The sequence below is a fragment of the Mesorhizobium sp. M0800 genome, from assembly GCF_040320095.1.
Lineage (GTDB): Bacteria > Pseudomonadota > Alphaproteobacteria > Rhizobiales > Rhizobiaceae > Mesorhizobium.
The window spans coordinates 136,051-153,323 of sequence record NZ_JAMYOZ010000012.1; the positions used below are offsets into that span (position 1 = coordinate 136,051).

15 protein-coding genes and 2 pseudogenes are annotated in these 17,273 nt (G+C 61.4%); 12 read left to right on the plus strand and 5 right to left on the minus strand.

Annotation, left to right across the window (positions count from 1 at the left end):
* Window positions 1-69: 69 nt before the first annotated feature.
* The 6 genes from NKI18_RS16975 to NKI18_RS17000 are packed head-to-tail and all read left to right on the plus strand — an operon-like array spanning window position 70 to window position 7,329.
* Complete coding sequence (locus tag NKI18_RS16975; RefSeq protein WP_352621759.1) at window positions 70-1,608, plus strand: sugar ABC transporter ATP-binding protein; 1,539 nt, start codon at window positions 70-72, stop codon at window positions 1,606-1,608.
* Window positions 1,605-3,677: an ABC transporter permease gene (locus NKI18_RS16980; protein WP_352621761.1), complete on the plus strand. Its 2,073-nt coding sequence runs from the start codon at window positions 1,605-1,607 to the stop codon at window positions 3,675-3,677. Before NKI18_RS16975 ends, NKI18_RS16980 begins: the two co-directional genes overlap by 4 nt.
* A 13-nt stretch (window positions 3,678-3,690) precedes the next feature.
* Window positions 3,691-4,497: an SDR family oxidoreductase gene (locus tag NKI18_RS16985; protein WP_352621763.1), complete on the plus strand. Its 807-nt coding sequence runs from the start codon at window positions 3,691-3,693 to the stop codon at window positions 4,495-4,497.
* Window positions 4,498-4,507: 10 nt separating this feature from the next.
* Window positions 4,508-5,455, plus strand: a complete 948-nt coding sequence (locus NKI18_RS16990) for a 3-hydroxyacyl-CoA dehydrogenase (RefSeq protein ID WP_352621765.1) — start codon at window positions 4,508-4,510, stop codon at window positions 5,453-5,455.
* A complete protein-coding gene (gene kce, locus NKI18_RS16995; RefSeq protein WP_352621766.1) occupies window positions 5,452-6,414 on the plus strand; it encodes a 3,5-dioxohexanoate:acetyl-CoA acetone transferase in 963 nt (320 codons plus the stop codon). Before NKI18_RS16990 ends, kce begins: the two co-directional genes overlap by 4 nt.
* A gap of 36 nt (window positions 6,415-6,450) precedes the next feature.
* Entirely contained in the window at window positions 6,451-7,329 is an 879-nt protein-coding gene (locus NKI18_RS17000) for an SMP-30/gluconolactonase/LRE family protein (protein ID WP_023678683.1), read from the plus strand.
* Between the two features lie 551 nt (window positions 7,330-7,880).
* Here the strand turns inward: NKI18_RS17000 and NKI18_RS17005 are convergent.
* On the minus strand, window positions 7,881-8,390 hold the full coding sequence (locus tag NKI18_RS17005) for a ferritin-like domain-containing protein (RefSeq protein ID WP_352621782.1): 510 nt from the start codon (window positions 8,388-8,390) through the stop codon (window positions 7,881-7,883).
* 634 nt (window positions 8,391-9,024) lie between these two features.
* On the opposite strand from NKI18_RS17005, the pseudogene NKI18_RS17010 reads away from it, so the two are divergent.
* The 6 genes and pseudogenes from NKI18_RS17010 to NKI18_RS17035 form a co-directional block, all read left to right on the plus strand.
* Window positions 9,025-9,240: pseudogene (locus tag NKI18_RS17010) on the plus strand (IS21 family transposase); the annotation flags it as partial.
* Window positions 9,241-9,336: 96 nt separating this feature from the next.
* Window positions 9,337-10,733: pseudogene (locus tag NKI18_RS17015) on the plus strand (cytochrome B6).
* A gap of 54 nt (window positions 10,734-10,787) precedes the next feature.
* A complete protein-coding gene (locus NKI18_RS17020) occupies window positions 10,788-11,390 on the plus strand; it encodes a DUF4142 domain-containing protein (protein ID WP_352621768.1) in 603 nt (200 codons plus the stop codon).
* A gap of 34 nt (window positions 11,391-11,424) precedes the next feature.
* Window positions 11,425-11,667 (plus strand): hypothetical protein, encoded by a 243-nt coding sequence (locus NKI18_RS17025; RefSeq protein ID WP_352621770.1) that lies wholly within the window; start codon window positions 11,425-11,427, stop codon window positions 11,665-11,667.
* Window positions 11,668-11,713: 46 nt separating this feature from the next.
* Window positions 11,714-12,877, plus strand: a complete 1,164-nt coding sequence (locus NKI18_RS17030; protein WP_352621772.1) for a putative hexosyltransferase — start codon at window positions 11,714-11,716, stop codon at window positions 12,875-12,877.
* Window positions 12,864-13,487 carry a hypothetical protein gene (locus NKI18_RS17035; protein WP_352621774.1) on the plus strand — a complete coding sequence of 208 codons (624 nt, stop codon included), beginning with the start codon at window positions 12,864-12,866 and terminating at the stop codon, window positions 13,485-13,487. Before NKI18_RS17030 ends, NKI18_RS17035 begins: the two co-directional genes overlap by 14 nt.
* 15 nt (window positions 13,488-13,502) lie before the next feature.
* Here the strand turns inward: NKI18_RS17035 and NKI18_RS17040 are convergent, their stop codons facing one another.
* The 4 genes from NKI18_RS17040 to NKI18_RS17055 form a co-directional block, all read right to left on the minus strand.
* A complete protein-coding gene (locus NKI18_RS17040; RefSeq protein ID WP_352621776.1) occupies window positions 13,503-13,886 on the minus strand; it encodes a GtrA family protein in 384 nt (127 codons plus the stop codon).
* Between the two features lie 49 nt (window positions 13,887-13,935).
* Window positions 13,936-14,628 carry a class I SAM-dependent methyltransferase gene (locus NKI18_RS17045; protein WP_352621778.1) on the minus strand — a complete coding sequence of 231 codons (693 nt, stop codon included), beginning with the start codon at window positions 14,626-14,628 and terminating at the stop codon, window positions 13,936-13,938.
* Window positions 14,603-15,628 (minus strand): glycosyltransferase family 2 protein, encoded by a 1,026-nt coding sequence (locus NKI18_RS17050; protein ID WP_352621779.1) that lies wholly within the window; start codon window positions 15,626-15,628, stop codon window positions 14,603-14,605. Before NKI18_RS17050 ends, NKI18_RS17045 begins: the two co-directional genes overlap by 26 nt.
* A 230-nt stretch (window positions 15,629-15,858) precedes the next feature.
* Window positions 15,859-16,083: a DUF768 domain-containing protein gene (locus NKI18_RS17055; RefSeq protein WP_352621780.1), complete on the minus strand. Its 225-nt coding sequence runs from the start codon at window positions 16,081-16,083 to the stop codon at window positions 15,859-15,861.
* Window positions 16,084-17,273: the final 1,190 nt, after the last annotated feature.

Genomic DNA, 17,273 nt, shown 5'->3' on the forward strand with positions numbered 1-17,273 from the left:
TCCGAAATGGAGCGTGGGGTGCCTTTCGAGGCACTCCACGCACCTTTCATGCAGGCCGGGACTGGGATCATGATGTCAGCGCAATCGACAGCTGTCGGCATAGAGGGCGTCCGCAAGGCGTTCGGCGCAACAGTCGCCCTCGATGGCGTCTCTTTTGAGATCACTTCCGGCAGCGTGCACGCCCTGCTCGGCGAGAATGGCGCCGGCAAGTCGACGCTCGTCAAGCTGCTATCGGGACTGGTGCGGCCCGACGAAGGGCAAATAACCGTGCTGGGCGAGCCGGCGCCGCTGGGTTCGCCGCGCGCCGCGCACGCCAAGGGCGTGCAGACAGCCTTCCAGGAAATGACGCTGGTGCGCGATCTCAGCGTTCTCGACAACATGCTGCTGCCCTACGCGCCTGTCGGCCCGATCGGCCTGATCAAGCGGTCGGCCGCGCGCAAGGCGGTGCGCCAGCACATTTCCGATCTCGGCTTTTCGGTCGATCTTGATGCCGAGGTCGCGACCCTCGATCTCGCCGTCCGCCAGAAGATCGAAATCGCGCGCGCGCTCTATCGCAAGCCGCGCATCCTCCTGCTCGACGAACCGACCTCGACGCTGTCGGGCGGCGATGTCGAATGGCTGGGCGGCATCATCGCGCGACTTAAGGCCGCCGGCACAACGGTCGTGTTCATCACCCATCGCATGCGCGAGGTGCGGGCCTTCTGCGACACGCTGACCATTCTCAGAAACGGCCGCCATATCGTTACGGCGCCGGTTGCCGACGTCCCGGATGGAGAAGTGATCGAAAAGATCATCGGTCGCAGCATCGCCCAGACCTTTCCGCCGAAACCCGAAAGCGAGGCCGTCTTCGGTCCTCCGGTACTCGGCGTGCGCGATCTCAAGGCCGGGAGGAAGCTCGACGGCGTCGGTTTCGACCTGCGCAAGGGCGAGATCCTCGGCATTGCCGGGCTTCAGGGCATGGGCCAGCTCGACCTGTTCCTCGCCTGCTTCGGCATGGCCGAGATCGAGCGCGGCCATGTCCTGGTCGACGGCCGCATGGTTTGGCTTGGATCGCCCGCCGATGCGCTCAAGCCCAACATGGCGATCGGGCTGGTACCCGAGGACCGCAAGACCGAAGGCCTGTTCCTGAAACTCTCGGGCCGGCAGAACGTATCGCTGCCGGTCGTCGCGCGTTTTACCCGATTTGGCCTGATCAGCAGGCACGAGGAGGCGCGGGCCGTACAGTCCGCCTTCTCGACGGTCGAGGTCGACCACCGCGCCATGTGGACTAGGGCGGGGGCGTTTTCGGGCGGTAACCAGCAGAAGATCGCCATCGCCAAATGGCTGGTCGCCGAAAGCCGCATCCTGCTGCTCTTCGACCCAACCCGCGGCATCGACGTCGGCACCAAGCACGAACTCTACGTGATGATGCGCGACTACGTGGCGGCCGGCGGCTCGATCCTTCTGCATTCAACCGAAATTCCCGAGCTGGTCCATCAATGCGACCGGGTGCTCGTCCTCTATGACGGTCGCCTGGTGGCGGAGCTTGCCGGCAACCACATCACGGAAGGCGCGATCATGCGACCGGCGCTGGGACACGGCGACTTGGTCCGGGAGGCGGCGGAATGAGCGTGACGAGTTTGCCCGCCGCGGCACCGGCCGCGACATTGTCGCGGCTTCTCGCGCGGCACAGCGGCGCGATCATCGCGGCGATCGTCTTTGCGGTGCTCCTGCTTGTCGTCGATCTGGTCAGTGCCGGGCGGCTCACCTATTTCGACATTTCGTTTCTCTCCAGCGGCGGCGCCACCTCGGCACTGGCGGCGATCGGCCAGACCTTGGTCATCCTGTCCGGCGGTTTCGACCTGTCCGCCGGCGCGGTGATCTCGCTGGTCAATGTCGTCCTGGCAAAAGGTATGGATCCGATGGCGACCGGCACCAGTGTCGCGCTGTGGACCTTGGCCGGAATTGGTGTCGGCATGCTGGTCGGCGCCTTCAACGGCTTCTTCATCGCCGTCCTGCGCATGCAGCCAATCGTCGTCACGCTGTCGACCATGTTCATCCTGCAGGGGGTAACGCTGCTGGTTATGGACAAGCCGGGCGGCTTCGTCTCTCCCGATCTTGGCGCCTTCTATCTCGGTGATGCCATCGCCGGCTGGATACCGATGCCGCTGGTGGTTATTGGCGTCGTCCTGCTCGCCTGGTTCTGGCTCAAAGGCACACGCTTCGGGACGGCTCTCTATGCGATCGGCAGCGATCCGGATGCGGCCGCTTCGGTCGGCGTGCGCGTCGTTCTCGTGCGCTTCCTGGTCTATGTCATAGCCGGCGGCTGCTACGGGCTCGCCGGCGTCTTCATCAGCGCCCAGACCGGCAGCGGCGATCCGCTCGTCGGCAACCCGTTGTTGCTGTCGATGTTCGCGGCGGTCGTTGTCGGCGGTACGAGGCTGGGCGGCGGTCAAGGCGGGCCGGTTGGCACCGTCTTTGGCGCCTACATACTAATGATGGTCGTCAACATCCTGCTCGTACTCAACGTCTCGGCCTATTATTCCACGATCGCCGAGGGCACGATCCTGATTCTTGCCGTGCTTGCCGGCTCGCTGTCGCATGGCTCCGTGCTCGCCCGCCAACTGCGTGCGCTACGGGCGCGGTTGGGCGCATGGCGCGCCGGAATGCTGCCCTCGCAGATCGATCGCACCGACCGGCGGCTGAGAATCGCGCGTGGCAGCACCGACGATCAGCAGGCGCCGCAGCCGGCCTTCCATATCCGCAATGCCGAGACGCTGCGTTATGCGCTGCCGGCCTATGTCTGCCTGGCCGTCGTCGTGATCGTCACCCAGATCTGGCTCGGACGCGCCATTGTCAACGTCACCTACTGGAACTCGCTGTTCGTGCTGTCGAGCTTCCTCGCCATCCTGGCTCTTGGGCAAGGCAGCGTAATCCTCACCGGCGGGCTCGACCTGTCGGTGCCGTGGACAATCGGTCTCTCGGGCATCCTGCTTGCCGGCATGGTCAACGGCTCGGATGGTGCACTTGCCTATGCGCTGCCGGCGGTGCTGCTCATCGCTTGCCTGATCGGTCTTGCCAACGGCATCGGCATCGTCTTCCTCGGCATTTCGCCGATCGTGATGACGCTGGCCACCAACGGCATTCTGCAAGGCGTCGCGCTGCTTTACTCGCAGGGTACGCCGGCCGGCTTCTCCTCGCCGATGCTGCGCTGGTTCATGACCGGCAGGGTATTCGCCATCACGCCGGTGGTGCTGTTGATGATCGCATTCGTCGTCTTTGCCGTGCTGCTGCTCGGCCGCACCGCTTTTGGCCGCCGCGTCTACGGCATCGGCAACAGCCTGCGCGCAGCCCAGCTCTCCGGTATCGCGGTCGGTCGCACGCTCATCCTCGTCTATGTGCTGTCGGCGGTCTGCGCGGCAATCGTCGGGATCATGCTGACCGGCTTTTCCGGCCAGGCCAGCCTCGGCATGGGTGACGACTATCTGCTGCCCTCGATCGCCGTTGTCGTGGTCGGCGGTGCGCTGATCACCGGCGGGCGCGGGCACTATCTCGGCATGCTGGGCGGGGTGCTGCTCCTGACCGCGTTGCAGATGCTGCTCGCCGGCACGACGCTGCCTTACGCGACGCGGGCGATCCTGTTCGGGCTGGTGGTGCTCGGTGCCGTCATGGCGCTGCGCGAAAGGCGGATTCAGTGAAAGGAATGGAATAATGAGCTCAAGCGCACCGGGATCGGCGGACGAATTCCTGACCGGGCTCAAAGGCCAGCGCGTGCTGGTGACGGCGGGTGCCGGCGGCATCGGGTTTGCCATTGCAGAGACGCTGTCGAGGCTCGGCGCGCGTGTCGTGATCTGCGATATTTCCCACGAGGCGCTGGCCGCCGCTCCAGAGAGGCTCACACTCGCCGCCGCAGTCAAAGCGGACGTTTCGCGCGACGACGATGTCGACCAGCTGTTCGAGACCGTCAAGGAGAAGCTCGGCGGGCTCGACGCCCTGATCAACAATGCCGGCATTGCCGGGCCGACCGGCGGGGTCGATGAGATCGATCCGGCAGACTGGCGGCGCTGCATAGATATCTGCCTGACCGGCCAGTTTCTGTGCGCGCGGCGTGCCGTGCCGCTGATCAAGGCGGCGGGCGGGGGCTCGATCGTCTCAATGTCTTCCGCCGCCGGCCGCCATGGCTACGCGTTCCGCACGCCGTATTCGGCTGCCAAGTTCGGCGTTGTCGGCCTGACCCAGAGTCTTGCCAAGGAACTCGGACCGCATGGGATCAGGGTCAACGCCATCTTGCCCGGCATCATCGAAGGGCCGCGCATCGACAAGGTCATTGCCGACCGGGCAAAGCAGCTCGGCGTTTCAAACGAGGAGATGACGCAGCGCTATCTGCAAAACATCTCGCTGCGCCGCATGACCAGCCCATACGATGTTGCCGCGATGGTCGCCTTCCTGCTTTCCGATGCGGGCGTCAATATTTCCGGCCAGTCGCTCGGCGTTGACGGCAACGTTGAGACACTCTGAGGGGGAGATCATGGCGAAGGTAGCAATTGTCGGAAGCGGCTTCATCGGGCGAGCGTGGGCGATCAGCTTCGCTCGTGCAGGCCATGATGTGCGCATGTGGGACCAGGCGCCGGCCGCGGCCAGCGGTGCGCGCGACTATATCGCTGGCGTGCTCGGCGACCTTGCCGCCAACGATTTGCTGCGGGGACAGGCGGTCGATGCCGTGCTCGGCCGCATCACCATTGTGGCGGAGCTTGGCGACGCCTTGGCCGATGCCGTCCACGTCCAGGAGAACACGCCGGAAAACCTCGAGGTGAAGCGGGAAGTGTTCTCCCGGATCGACGCCCTTGCCGGTCCGCAGGCGGTGATCGCCAGTTCCACCTCAGCGCTGTTGCCGTCGAAATTCACCGATCATCTTGAGGGGCGCCATCGCTGCCTCGTCGTGCACCCGATCAATCCGCCCTATCTCATCCCGGCGGCGGAAGTCGTGCCGGCGCCATGGACCTCCGCCGAAACGGTGGAAAGGACCCGCGCCTTTTTTGTCGAGGCGGGCCACGCGCCGCTGGTGATGAAGCGCGAACTCGACGGCTTCATCATGAACCGCTTGCAGGGCGCGCTGCTGGAGGAGGCGTTCCGGCTCGTCGCCGACGGCTATGCCAGCGTCGAGGACGTCGACACGGGTTTGCGCGACGGGCTGGCGCTGCGCTGGTCGTTCATGGGTCCGTTCGAGACGATCGACCTCAATGCACCGGGTGGTGTGCGCGACTATGTCGAGCGCTATCAGACGATCTATTCCAACATCTTCCCGCAGATGCTGCGCCGCGTCGACTGGGCCGGCGAGGTCATGGAGACCGTCGAGGCCGAGCGCCGCAAGCGCCTGCCGCGGGAAGACCTCGGCGAACGGCAGGTCTGGCGCGACCGCCGGCTGATGGCGCTGGCGGCGCACAAGAAAAAATCGGATCAGGAGTTTGGACAATGATGGAAACAAGCCGCAAGCCCGGCGCCCAGCAACCCAACGGCAAAGTCATCATCACCTGCGCGGTGACGGGAGCGATCCATACGCCGACCATGTCGCCCTATCTGCCGATCACGCCGGACCAGATCGCCTCCGAGGCGATTGCAGCGGCGGAGGCGGGTGCGGCGATCCTGCATCTGCATGCCCGCGACCCCGAGACGGGCAAGCCCGACCAGACGCCGGAGGCGTTCGCGCGTTTCCTGCCGCGCGTCAAGCAAGGCACCAATGCCGCCATCAACATCACTACCGGCGGCAGTCCCTACATGAAGGTCGAGGAGCGTGTGCGTCCCGCCGCCCAGTTCAAGCCGGAGGTCGCCTCGCTCAACATGGGCTCGATCAATTTCGGGCTCTATCACCTCGTAGACAAATACGAAACATTCAAATTCGACTGGGAAAGGCCGCACCTGGAAGCGACGCGTGACCTGGTCTTCCGCAACTCGTTCAAAGACATCGAGTACATACTGGAGACCTGTTACGACAACGGCACGCGCTTCGAGTTCGAGTGCTACGACATTGCCCATCTGTATAACCTCTCCCACTTCGCCGATCGCGGGCTGGTGAAACCGCCGTTCTTCGTGCAGTCCGTGTTCGGCCTGCTCGGCGGCATCGGCACGCATCCGGAAGACGTCGCCCATATGAAGCGTACCGCCGATCGCCTATTCGGCGATCAGTTTCGCTGGTCGGTTCTGGGTGCGGGCGCCAGCCAGTTGCGCATAGCCGCGCAATCGGCAGCGCTTGGCGGCAATATTCGCGTTGGGCTCGAAGACAGTCTGTGGGCCGGCAAGGGCAAGCTTGCCAAGTCGAATGCCGAGCAGGTGGTGCTCGCCCGCAAGATCATCGAAGGACTCGGCATGGAAGTGGCGACGCCCGACGAGGCCCGCGAAATCCTGTCACTGAAAGGCGGCGACAAAGTCGCGTTCTGACGTTTGCCGCAGAGCGCCGAAACAGAGGAGGACGGTATGAAGATCGAAGTCGTGGTGGACGTGAAGACCACGCTGGGCGAAGGGCCGCTGTGGGACGTCGAGCAGGAGCGCCTCTACTGGATCGACAGTTTCGACGGACGCGTGTTTCGGGCGACCGCCGACGGCCGCGAGATCCGTTGCTGGGACGTGCCGATGAAGATCGGTTCGATGGCATTGCGCAAGGACGGCGGTGGCGCGGTGGTATCGCTGCAGCGCGGTTTCCATCTGCTTGATTTCGCCACCGGCGAGGTGACGCCGATTCACGATCCGGAGCCGGACAGGCCGATGAACCGGCTCAATGACGGCAAGGTCGATCGGCGCGGCCGCTTCTTCGCCGGCTCAATGGACACGATGGAAGAGGGACCCTCCGGCGGGCTCTACCGGCTCGATCCGGATTTCTCCGTTACCAGAATAGATTCCGGCATCATCTGCTCGAACGGTCCGTGCTGGAGCCCGGACGACCGCACCTTCTATTTCGCCGACACCTGGACCGGCGAGATCTGGGCCTACGACTATAATATCGAAACGGGTGCCGCCAACAACCGGCGCACCTTCACCCGCGTCGATACCAGCCGGGGAGGGGCGGCTGACGGCTCGACCGTCGATGCGGAAGGATTCCTGTGGAACGCGCTGGTCTATGACGGCAGGCTGGTGCGTTACGCGCCCGACGGCAGCGTTGATCGCATCATCGACATGCCCGTCAAGAAGATCACCAGCGTCATGTTCGGCGGGCCGAAGCTCGACACCCTGTACGTCACTTCTATGGCCAAGCCGCCGCTGCCGCGCTTTCCAAGCGACGGTGTCTTGCGCGGCAGCCTTTTTGCCATCACCGGCCTGGGTGCAACGGGAGTTCCGGAGCCAAGATTTGCCGCATAAATCGGTGCTTAATGGCGATCATCCTCCCCGCCTCTTGGTGCCACCCCAACCTCCCGCCGCAGGGCAACCCGCGCTGGAAGGTGCCGTGCGGTTTGATGGAACCCACAATGACAGGCGTGGAGTCGCTTCGCCTGAAGTGCGCGCGAGCATGTCCCTGGAGACCCTCAACTGAGCCTTGGAGACCTGCTCGAAACAAGAAATCCATCCATTAGCAACTCCAGTGCGTCGAGTGCCTCTTCGTCCCGCAAATTGGTCAGAGCTACGCTGTCCACGAAGACAACCTTTCCATCGTCTATGTCGTAGACCTCCCAAAGCCCGTCCTTGATCCTTCGGATGGCGTGCCGACGCTCCATAAGCAAAATCTAATACTTGAGTCTCGGCGACGTTGGGTAAAAAGTTCGGGCACAAGCCGATCATAATAGTGGAAAACCCTAGGCCCGCCCTGACCGTGCGCCTATTTCAGCGTAGAGCTGTGGTGCCGAGCACCTCGGCACACATTGCGGCTGTCGCTCACGCGCTGTTTGCTTGCACGAGCAAATCTCGGCGACTGATCAACGCTTGGCACTCTCGCTCTCCGTTTCGGCCCGCGCAAGGAACTGCTCGGTTGTCGAGGCTATATGGCTTTTCAGCCAGTCCGCCATCGCGACTTCCTCTCGCAGGTTCTCCTCGCAAACGTGCGCGACCTCCGTTTCACCGACCGATTTAGCAGCGGCGATAAGGATCGTGTAGGAGGCGATTTCCATGTGCTCGAACGTGTAGCTCGCAAGTGATCCTTTCATCACCTCGTCGCCAGCGAAGACACCGCTCAGCGACTGCGCCATCGCGGTCAGCTTGCCGCCGGCATCCTTCAGCGTCGAGGACCCTTGCCCGATGCGGTCGAGACAGGTTTTAAGCCGAGCCGCCTGCCGCCTCGTCTCATCGAGATGCTGCCTGATTCGGTCGCTCAGTTCAGGATAGTTCTCGATACGGTTCAACTGCCCATTCAACATGGTCTCGGCCTGCTCTTCCATGGCGTGAGCATCCCTGAGCCACTGGACAAGCCATTCACGTGATTCTGACATTTCACTATCTCCTTGATGATCTTCCAGAACTTTCAAAAGAAGACATTGTTCCTCGTTGGTTCTGGCCCCGGAAGAGACATGACAGCCAGCCGCTGGCTTTATGTTGGCGGGCTTTTGCTCGTCCACTCTGCCTTTCAACGAGATAGGCCTGGACCGCAAGACAGCGCGCGGCAAGCCTTACCGGCTGCGTCACGCCGCGCATCGCCGGCGATGGCCATCCTTGCATATGTTTTCCAAATTGCCGGGCACCCTATGCGTGCTTCGCCTGCCATCGGCAGCAGGTCGCCAACCGGTTAACGTCTACGCTAGTCTCCACGCCAGTCGACCGGACCGGTTTGGCTGCTGGAGTGGGCCCTTGCTCGGTCGGTGCTGCTCTCTTGCGTCGCTGCTTACTGATCTAGGTACTTTGCTAACCTTCGATGTACCCACATGTTCCAGGGCACCGAGGAAGGCTGGCCTCCTTCCATCGCCACTCCGGTTCGACGTCAGAGTGTGGTGCGGCGATCGGGATGACATTCAGCTCAATCAAGATGAGTCTCGGCGCGGGTGATGTGACGCAGTGAGGGCGTAGCCCGAACGGAGTTACACCACCCCCGCGGCGTCACTGCCGACTGAAGAATGGAGAATCACCTTTGTGCCAGGTCGCCATGTAACCGACCATCAGATGAGGCTCTTTATGAAGTTACGACAGGAACACACGAGCGACGTTGCCGCGGCCAAGGCGTCGATCAGCAGAGCGACGGCCTATCGCAGCAAGAAGAATCCGGACCTGCCATCGCAAAAGCAAAAGGCTCGCGGCCGGCGCCGGCCTGACCCTCTCGAGCACATCTTCGATGCCGAGGTCTTTCCCCGATCCGGCTTTTTCGAAGTCTGGGAACAAAGATCGCGCGCGGGAGTTGGACCGAGTCCACGCCATACCGCTGAGACTTTCTTGTCGGGAGGGGATATGTCACGTGTCTTCAACTTCGGTTTGCCGGTCTTTCTTGGCGCGGCGGCGTTCACGCTTAACGTTGCTTCGGACCCGCTGCCGCCGGATCTGACCTATCGTCCATTGCCAAGCCTGCCCTTTTCGGCGGTGAAGGAGACTGACGAAGCGCAAAAACCCGCCGTGATCGAGCGGCAGCGCAAGCTGCTCGAGAGCCGTACACCCTGGCGGACCGGCCGATGCGGGGCGTCGTGATGTCGGGCGGCCGGAAAGTGGTGCAGGAGGGCGTCAGGGTCAAACTGTCGGCAGGCGAGACCTGGGACAGCCTGGCCGCCAAGACTCCCCAAGAAATCCGCGACCGCGGTTTGTTACCCAAGGGCTTCCTGCCGCTGCCGCACGTCAAGCAGGCGACCGGAGGCCAGGTCTTTCCGGAAAACCAGATCAGGGAGATCGGCGCCCACGAAGGGCGCGATCTGCGGCGCTTCGACGTTGATTTCGACCTGCCGGATTACCTTACGCCGGAATTCCCACCTCCGATATTCCTTACCACGCACCCCGAACTGGGGGATGTGTCGAGCGGTGATCTGCTGACGATCCGCAACTTCTACGAATATATGAACGGCATCATCACACCCGTACAAATGGAAGGACTGCGTCTGCTGCTGACGCCCTTCCCGCAGGAGGAATTCAATCAGACCGAGGACAGAAAGGTCGCGATGCAAAGCATCGGTGTGGCATGCCTCGACTGCCACGCGAATTTCCATACCAACGCAGCCTTTCACCTGACGCCGGATGTCCGGCCGCAAGCCGAGCGCTTTCGGCTGGACACAACCAGTCTACGCGGCCTGTTCAATCAACAGCTTCATGGCTCCAAACGCTCGCTGCGCTCAGTCGAGGACTTCACGGAATTCGAGCAGCGCACCGCCTACTTCAACGGCGATCACGTGAGCGCTACTCGCAAAGGGGTGAATCTGCCGGACCGCACGAACCAGGTGGCGATGATGGCGCAAATGCAGAACATCATCGATTTTCCACCGGCGCCGAAGCTCGACCCGTTCGGGCGGCTTGACCCGGCCACCGCAACTGCGCAGGAGCTCAAGGGCGAGCAGGTGTTCATGGGCAAGGGCCGCTGCGCCGAGTGTCATGTTCCGGGGTTGTCGTTCATGGACAACAACATGCACGACCTGAAGCTCGAGCGGTTCTACAAGATCGGTGAGAGCTTCAACGACCAGGTTGCCATACCGGATGGCCCGATCAAGACCTTTACACTGCGCGGGATCAAGGACTCTCCGCCCTATCTGCATGACGGCCGCCTGATGACGCTTGGCGATACGGTTGAGTTCTTCAACATGATGCTCGGAACGAAGCTTGACCAGCCGGAAAAGGATTCACTCGTGGCTTACCTGCTCACTCTCTGAACGAGCGAAAAACCGCTGCCGGGGGCTCGCTTTCGGCGCGGAATGGAGAACACCATGCGTGCTACCGCAATCACCTTCGCCCTGGCTCTGTCGCCCAGTTATGCGCTGGCCCAGATAGGCAATCCGGCAGGCCTTGCTCCCGACACGAGGATGGAGAAGCCTGGAGTTCCAGCGCCGAACCAGACGAATTATCAGGATCGGCTTTTCGCCCAGCTGGTCACGGCTGGCGGCAGGGCCGAGGTGGAGCTGGGTCGGCTCGCGGCCGGAAAGACAAGCCATGATGGGGTGAGGGAATTTGCAAATCGAATGGTCGAAGATCACGACAAGGCAAATAAACAGCTGAAATCCGTCGCGGACAAGAGCGAGATTACGCTTCCCGAAGAGCTCGACCGTGATCATAAGAAAATCCGCGCCGATCTCGAAAATCTGGACGGCGCCGCGTTCGAGCTGGCTTATCTCGCCGCGCAAATCGTCGACCACCAGAAGGCGGTGCAGCTTTTGGCCTGGGAGATTGGCTCCGGCGAGGATGCAGAACTTCAGCACTTCGCCTCCGACAAGCTGCCGACGGTGCTGGAACATCTCGACATGGCTCGCCCGTTGCACGCGGATCTGGCAGGGAACGCTTCGCTTGGACCGGAGTCGCAAAAGAATAAATGACGCCGCCCATTTCCAACGCAGCCCCTGGAAGTTCGTGGCTGCCGTCGCTCGCAACTCGACGGGCCGAGAAGCGCATCGGGTCACGGAAAGACAATTCCCCCTGCTGATTGGAAAAATGACGGCGATAACGGAACTACGGATCGCTGATGCGCTTAGTTTGGCGAAGGAGCTATCGCGTGAGCGCGACCAAAGAGTTTTTTTTGAAAGCTGGCTACAGGAGAATGTCGACACGCTTCCCTATGAAGAAGAAGTGAATTCGCCATGGCAGCCGGGCTGATTTAGGACGCGAGTGGCGCCTGTTACTCGAGCGGGTGGAGGCAGATTTGGCGCTTGAAGATGCGGCGCGTGCGAACGCTGGCGGTCGCCTCAGGGTCATCACCGTGGTAGCAGTGCCGATCCTGTTCGTGATCAGCGGGCTTGCCATTCGCTATGCTGCATTTGCATCAGTATCGGTAGAACCAGGCTTCGAGGCTTATGCTCGTGCGCTCTGCAGGTGGGATTGCGCCTGGTATGTGGACATTTCCGAATACGGCTATGAGCGTTTTCCCATTCCAAACCAGAGCAATGTCGGACGCTGGGGCTTCTTTCCGTTCTATCCCATGCTGGTGGCGGCGCTCCGGTTTGTTTTCCCCTTCCCTACGATCCTGGTCGCGACGATCACCTCGATTGCATGCAGCTACGCCGCCTGTCTTGTGGCATGGCCGCTGCTGGAGAAGAACATGCGCGCCTATGTGCTGTATTGCGCTTTTCTCCTTAGCGGCCCGTTCTCCTTTCACTTCACCACTTTCCTTACCGAACCTGTTTTCGTGCTCCTGACTTCGTGCGTCTTTTTGGCACTCAAGCGCTCCAGCTATCTCGCCGCCGGCCTTTCATCCGCGTTGCTGTCGGCAACGAGGCTCGTCGGGGTCCTTGCTGTATTTGCGACCGTCATCCAAATGTTCAGGCAGCATCGCAAGCAGGGCGGATCGACGGTATCTTTCCCACGGTGGGTGCTTGGTCGTCCGGACATGCTCATGGCTATCTTCATCTCGCCTGCCGGCTTGTTCGCTTACATCCTCTTTTTGTATGTCACTGTCGGGGACGGCTTTGCGTTCTTGCACGTCCAGCGCGCGTTTGGACGGGTGGCGGGCAATCCGCTGGTGTTTCTATGGGATGGGCTCTCAGCCGTTCCGACGACCGGATGGCTGCCAACGGCGCCGCAATGGAGCGCGCTCGCCGCGCTCGCCGGACTGACCCTGTCGGTCGTTCTGGCGGCTCGCAGGCAATATGGCGCTGCGCTCTTTTGCGCGATTAGCATCATCCTGCCATTGATTACGAACCTGGCTTCCATGGTCAGATACGTCATTGGGCTTGCGCCACTGATAATGTTGGTCGCCGTCCTGTTGTCGGCGTCGAAGCTGACTTATCTTGCCGCTTTGGCTCTCTTCCTGGGCACTTGTTATTTCATGACTGTGGCGTGGATCGGAGGCTACCTTGCCCTGGTCTGACAATCTAGACACTTACAGGCGCGCCGTGTCACTCGGCGGCTACGCGCTCGCGGCGGTTCTGGCCGGGTCCGAAATCCTTATCCTTGCGCTCGCTCTCAATCCGAATGTCAACGCCGACTATCGTGCGTATTACATCGATCGGACGACGACTTGCCTCAACCGCGATGCGATCGGCAGCTACAAACTTGGCCAGACGGTATCGTTCCGGTCTGGCGGCGCCAAACAGGCAGGCGGCATGTTGGTCTGTGGCTGGTCGGGGCCGGTGGCGGACGGCACCCATTCGCTGGGCGAGACCTCGCGGCTTCGCCTGGAGATATCGCCGCTCCGCTACGGCCTTGCGACAACGCTACAAATGGCCGCCGTCATTCGTCCGCCACAGGTCATGCAGAGGGTTGTGATCGCTGTGAACGGCGTTCGGGTGCACAAGGTGACACTGTCGGGCAAAGAACCGATGACGATCTCGTTCGTCATTCCGCACGCAGCCTTTGCCAACGCGAAGGCACTCGAAATGGACTTTGATTATCTCGACGGGATTCCGCCTAGTCCGGCAGCCAGCAACATATACAAGCGCTCTATCAAGCTGGTGTCGCTCCGGCTGGATGCCATTTAGAGTGCTCTACACGGGTTAGGCAGAACGATCGCCTTGCTGCTCGGGGCTCCGCTCGGCAAAGACCCACCGGTCGAGCACGAGAAGATTGACCGCTGGGACAACCAAGCATGTAAGCAGAATTGGAATGATAAGTGGCAGGCCCAGTTTTACCGTCAACAGCGCCGGCGCCCCATAAGCGACAGCCAAGCCTGTCACCGCCAGCAGAAGAAAACGCGGCGCCTCCGATCGATGCGATCCGCTCGACACAAACGTTACGGATTTGTGGGCGAGATACGAAAACAAGGCGGCTGCGGCGTATGCGGCAAGCGACGCCTGGACGGGCGTGAAGCCGATCCGTTCCGATTTTGCGAAAGCGGCAGCCAAGGCGGCATACAGGACGGTCGCGGCGATGCCGACCAACCCGAAGCGGGCCAGGAGCTTCAGGCCGGCGTCGGCGGCACACGGATGCTCAGACATGGGCACTACACGCATACTGTGCTCCGAGCGGTAGCGGCTTGAGCGCGCGCTCGACTTTTCTGGCGAAGGGCCTAGCCGACGGCAGCAGCAGGAAGTGCTCGGATCGGATGTTTCTAAAGCCCGCTTGTTGAAAGAGGGACGCCGCTTTGGCGGCGCTGAGCAGGACCGCGTCTTGGTCGAATGGACACCGGAACACCGCGAGGCGCGTCAGCGGATTATAGGGATTATGCTCGATGATGCAGGCGACTCCGCCCGGCCGCACGACGCGCCGCATCTCCCGGAAGAAATCGAGCCAGGAGACGGGCGGAACATGATGGACGACGCAGCTGGCGAAAGCCAGATCGAACGCGCCACTATCATACGGAAGGCTCGGCGTGGTGCAGGCCCTGTAGGCGACCTGTGGATTGTCCTGGCTGGCGCGCAGGATCGATTCTTGCGAGACGTCGCAACCATCCAGGCACTCGAAAGCGTCTTCGAGATAGGGATGGAGCGAACCGACACCGCAACCCACATCCAGCGCTCGCACACGCGCCTTGCCCTGCCGAAGCCTTCGCTCGATGACGAGGCGCCGCAGTAGATCGGCCTTGGCGACCAGAAAGAAGTTATGTTGGAAGCCGGAAAACCGGATCGACCGTTCGATGACCTCGCCATAACTGGATCTATAGCGGTCGAAGAGTTCGGACATTGGCCGGGACTCCATTCCTGGGTTTCCCATACGATCCGCGCCTCTTACCAGAGACGGCACGCATCGCCTCGTCGAAGCCCGAGAGCCGATCGATCACGTAAAGGGGGCGGCGTTTCACCTCGGCGTGGATGCTGCCGACATAAAGTCCGACCACCCCGGTCATGAAAAGATTGATGCCACACAGGAGCGACACGATCACCACGGTGGACGTCCAGCCGGCAATGACGCCGGTTTCAAAAATCCAGGCGAACACGGCGTAAGCGCCAAAGGCCAGCGCAAGTGCGGAAATGGCCAATCCGCCCCAGAGCGCAAGGCGCAGCGGTTTTTCGGAGAAGCTGACGATGCCGTGAACGGCAAGGTGCACCATCTTCCAGAAAGGGTATTTGGTCTGGCCGATGGTCCGCGCGGGGCGTTCGAATGGCACCGCCGCCTGCTTGAATCCCATCCAGCCGAACATGCCCCTGACGAAGCGGTCGTGTTCAGGCATATGTTTGAAAATTTCCAGCGCCTTGCGGCCGACCAGACGGAAATCCCCGACGTCGCGCGGGATGTTGACGGGCGTCATCTTCTCCAGCAAACGGTAGAACAGACTTGCGGTAAGACGCTTGAACCATGACTCGCCCTCGCGCTTGACGCGGCGGGCATAGACGATTTCGAAACCTTCTTTCCACTTCGCCACCAGATCGAGAACGACCTCTGGCGGATCTTGCAGGTCAGCGTCCATGACGATGACGGCATCACCCGCAGCGGCGTCCATGCCGGCCGTGATCGCAATCTGGTGTCCGAAATTGCGGGAAAGCTCGATGAGCCGGAAGCGAGGCTCGGCAGCGATCACACTGCGAAGGTATTTGACGCTGCCATCGTGGCTTCCGTCATCGACAAAAATCGCCTCGGTCTCTCCGTCTAGCCGACGAATCAGCGACCTGATCCGCTCGACCAGTCGCGGCAGCACTTGTTCTTCATTGTAAATCGGGAGGACCAGCGAGTAGCGCGGCGACATGCTCACTCCCGTCCCGATGCTTTGGATCACAGAGTCTCGCATGCGGATAAAAATGAAACGCCCGCCCCAAAGTTCCATAAGGTATTGCTAATTTAGAACTTTAGAGGATGCAGCTCGTCAGTAAGGAGGGAGATCGGCTGCTTGCTCCCACCTGCTCAAAGCTCAACTGGTCGATGATCTGCCGCACCGTCGCGACCGCGAGCCCTCTTTAGGCAACCGCCCCAAAGTCTTCAATCCGGGAGGCCACCTTCGCGATGTTCGAGGGCATGAATGATCGCGTCGTAAACGCTGCCGATCTCTTCATCGATCTCCTGAATCGAGATGCCTTCGGCGCCGGCCGCCCGCATGACTTCGTCTGCCATATCGGTCACAAGCAGGCCGGGCTCGTCGATTGGCCCCTCCGGTATATGTTCGGAAATCCACTTGTATAGAAAGTCGGCGCCGCGGGTGCTCATGGGCAGTAGGCTTGATCTGACGATTCCGTTCCGGCACCAACATTTGTATGGCAGCTGTATGGCGGCAAGAGCTATACCCGCCCAAGAGACAGCCATTAAGAAAACCGCTAATGTTCCGATTGACCATCAAGCCCGCGTCAAGCATTCAGGGTGTGAAGATCTTCCGCAAGCCTCGCTGCAGGATTTTCTGGGACGATGAAGAGAGCTTATTGCTCTCTGGGCACCGAGTCAGCGATCGGCCCGGAGGCCCATCAGCCGCGCGGAATGTCCTGACAAGACAGCAGCGGGCTGGGAGCGGGTGGGCAGACCGGCCGTAAAGACGCGTCACACGCGATGAGCGCCGGACGCGCTAGTCGTTAGCCGGCCTGAATTGGTTTGCCCTTCTTCTTCGGGGGCAGCTTGTTTTCCGCGTCCGCAGCATTCGGCTTCGACGGCGATGTTTCAGCGCTCAGTCGCTGCTCGCGCAATCGCGCAGTTTTCGCCTGGCGTGCAAGACGCTCGGAGTCGGTCAATGTGCGAGCTGCGATTGTGGTGCGCTCATATCTTTCCTTGTCGATCCGTCGGGTACCCACGCTTTGCCCTGCCGCTTTTGCTTACCTCGATGGCCCGCGCCTCTCGAAAACGCGGGCCGATCGGGCCCTTCGATCTGCCAGCAGTGAGGGAGGACCGCTGCCGGCACCGAACCACCATTGCGGCATTGTGTTCCTCTGCCTCCAAGAAAAACCAGTATATGCAAAAGCTGAACGTGAGAGCCCGTAGCGGCGTCGAGCGGCGGCCCACCCGGGCCAGTCAGGAGCTATGGACCTGCACATCGCGCCGGCGCCATCGGTTCGGGCCGACCACAATTCGCCTGGCTCATCCACATTCCTTAACGGCGGCCGGAACAATGCGTCCGACTTAAGTTCGGCTGCAGTCAAACGCATTAGACCGACAACAAACTGCGTTCCCGGGCAGGGTGGAAACGCCGAGTATAGCCCCATAACATCATCAAGACCCTTCTGAGGCTCTGGCTGCAGCTGAGGCGGTGGGGGGTATTCGCGTCCAGGTTCGCTGATGAACTTATAGCTTTCAGAACGCAGCTATCTGCCTAGTACTACAGTTGCGGATCATTTGATTTTCTGATTCACTTCGGCAGGTTATGGAGGGTACCATGTCTGTCGCTTCGTGGTCAGGGTCGTTGTTGGCTTGGG